2 protein-coding genes are annotated in these 2270 nt (G+C 30.3%); one reads left to right on the top strand and one right to left on the bottom strand.

All coding sequences use genetic code 11. The annotated features are described in order from the left end of the window. Positions 1 to 72 precede the first annotated feature (72 nt). The gene (locus AWE51_RS10660; protein WP_066313296.1) at positions 73 to 1062 is read left to right on the top strand and encodes an IS110 family RNA-guided transposase; all 990 of its coding nucleotides are present in this window, start codon (positions 73 to 75) and stop codon (positions 1060 to 1062) included. A 281-nt stretch (positions 1063 to 1343) separates the two neighbouring features. On the opposite strand, the gene AWE51_RS10665 is transcribed toward AWE51_RS10660, so the two are convergent. Further along, positions 1344 to 2114, bottom strand: a complete 771-nt coding sequence (locus AWE51_RS10665) for a hypothetical protein (RefSeq protein ID WP_157766071.1) — start codon at positions 2112 to 2114, stop codon at positions 1344 to 1346. Positions 2115 to 2270: the final 156 nt, after the last annotated feature.

Consider the following 2270-nt stretch of genomic DNA (forward strand, 5'->3'; position numbering starts at 1 on the left):
TATAGAATTTTAGTTTGTCCTTATTAAAGGTCTTAGTTAAAGTAACTCAATTATTATCCTAAAATTAAAGTTATGAATTTTAAAAATGTAATTGGTATTGATATTAGTAAAAATACCATTGATGTATGTAATCATTTAGATCAGAAAAATGATCAATTTAGTAATAGCAAGAAGGGTTTACAGAACTTTTATTTGTGGGTCAAAAGTTCAAAAAATGAAATCGAAGATGTGCTTTTTGTGTATGAACATACAGGTATGTATTCGCATTTAATAACCGAGTTTTTAACAGATAAAGAATGCCATTATCACATTGCACCTGCTTTAGATATAAAGCGTTCAATGGGAATCACAAGAGGCAAAGACGACGTAATTGATGCTAAAAGAATTGCTTTATACGGTTATCGATTAAAAGATGAAATAACTCCAACAAAAAGCTACTCAAAATCCATTACTCAATTGAAATCATTGATGAGTCTTAAAGCTAAGCTAATAAAACAACGAGCCGCTTATAAGGGTACTCTAAGTGAGCAAAAAAACATATATAAAACAAAAGACTTTAAAATCATTTTTGAAGTCCAGGAAAAGATGATTCATTACATAACAAAACAAATCAAGACTCTTGAATATCAAATTTTGGAAGTTATAAAAAGTCAAGAGGCATTGAAACAAAGTTTAAAGTTAATTTTAAGTATTAAAGGTGTTGGAATGCAAATGGCTACAACGATGATTATTGCTACAGAAAACTTTACCAAATTTAAGAACTGGCGAAAATTTGCATCATATTGTGGTGTAGCTCCTTTCCCTTATCAATCAGGAACAAGTGTAAAAGGACGTAATAAAGTCTCACAACTCGCTAATAAAAAAATAAAAGTATTGATTCATATGTGTTCAATGGTAGCAATTCAACATAATCCAGAGATGAAAAAATACTATGAAAGAAGAATTGAAATAGGTAAAAATAAAATGAGCACAATTAACATTATTAGAAACAAGTTAATAGCTCGCATTTTTGCAGTAATTGATAGACAAACTCCATATGTGGATACAATGAAATTTGCTTAAAAAATAATTTGAAAAAAGCTTGTTTTAATCATAGAATACGCGGATTTGTAATCCGTGTTTTGTACAAAACTAGAACATATTTGAGACTATGATTTCTAATTCGTTCTCTAAATCTGTATAATTTCTTGCAGAACTACATAGGTAAATCTTATTCTTGCTCAACAATCTTAACGCCACTAGTCACGAACTAGTGGGAGCGGGGATCATTTTTATTTGTACTCGTATGGCGCGGATTACAAATCCGCGTGATCGTGTGAAGGAGGGCGAGCTTTTACAATATATTAATTATATTTTTCCAAGGCCTTTTTTAAAGCCTCTAAAAACTTTGACTTTTCTACACTTTGAAGCTCAAGTTTATTTATACTATCTATGAGTTTATTTAGATTAATTGCATCATTTATAGGGTTTTCAAGCATTTTGTAAACTTCATCTTTCTCTACATTTTCTTTCTCCACAATCATTAAAACCTCAATAGGTTTTGCTTTTAGCACTTCAAATAAAACTTCATTTGAAAACTGACCAAATTCAGCATTGTTTTTACAATCAACTGATATTGTAGACAGAAATGACAGTATAGACTCTTTAGAAGCACTAGGTAACTGCTGTTTTAAAACAGTTACTTTTTCCATGTCACATTTTTTATTGTTATCTACAAGCAACGTTTCCTGTGTTTCAGTCTTAGATTCTTTTACTTGATCAGCTGTTCTATATAACTTAATAATTCCTGTACTAGATTTATAGATCATATCGTCTTTAGTCAGCTTAATGAGTTCTGCCTTGGAGGTGTAGTTATCATAGTGAATAGAAAAATAACTCCCCCTAAATTCTAAAGAATATGGCTTATCTTGATTATCTATGTAATAGATGGAGTCATTTTCTATGTAAAATAAGGCATTTTCTTCTTGATTCTCTGCCCAAGCCCCGTTCAACAGTTTTTTGTCAAATGTGACTTGCGTTTTATCCTGTTCTAAACTAGAACTTTCTTTCTCTTTAGTTTCTTTACAGGAAACAAAAACAAACATAATCAATGCTATTAAACTATATCTTATCATTTTTGTGGTATTTCTATATGAAAAGCTAGAATCCGTGCGATCCTTTAGATTAGCATTTATATATTTTATGGTTAAATTAAGTTGTAAAATTTAAAAGAACGGAGTGAACTTTCGAGCGATCTAGTATTAAGGCTCTAACCCGTATTAGTCTCCGTA

Origin of the sequence: Aquimarina aggregata (assembly GCF_001632745.1) — a bacterium.
Taxonomy (GTDB): Bacteria; Bacteroidota; Bacteroidia; order Flavobacteriales; family Flavobacteriaceae; genus Aquimarina; species Aquimarina aggregata.

What these genes read in the sequence shown, in the direction of transcription:
- AWE51_RS10660 (WP_066313296.1), top strand. Translation starts at nt 73, where the DNA reads ATGAATTTTAAAAATGTAATTGGTATTGATATTAGTAAAAATACCATT.
- AWE51_RS10665 (WP_157766071.1), bottom strand. Translation starts at nt 2,114, where the DNA reads ATGATAAGATATAGTTTAATAGCATTGATTATGTTTGTTTTTGTTTCC.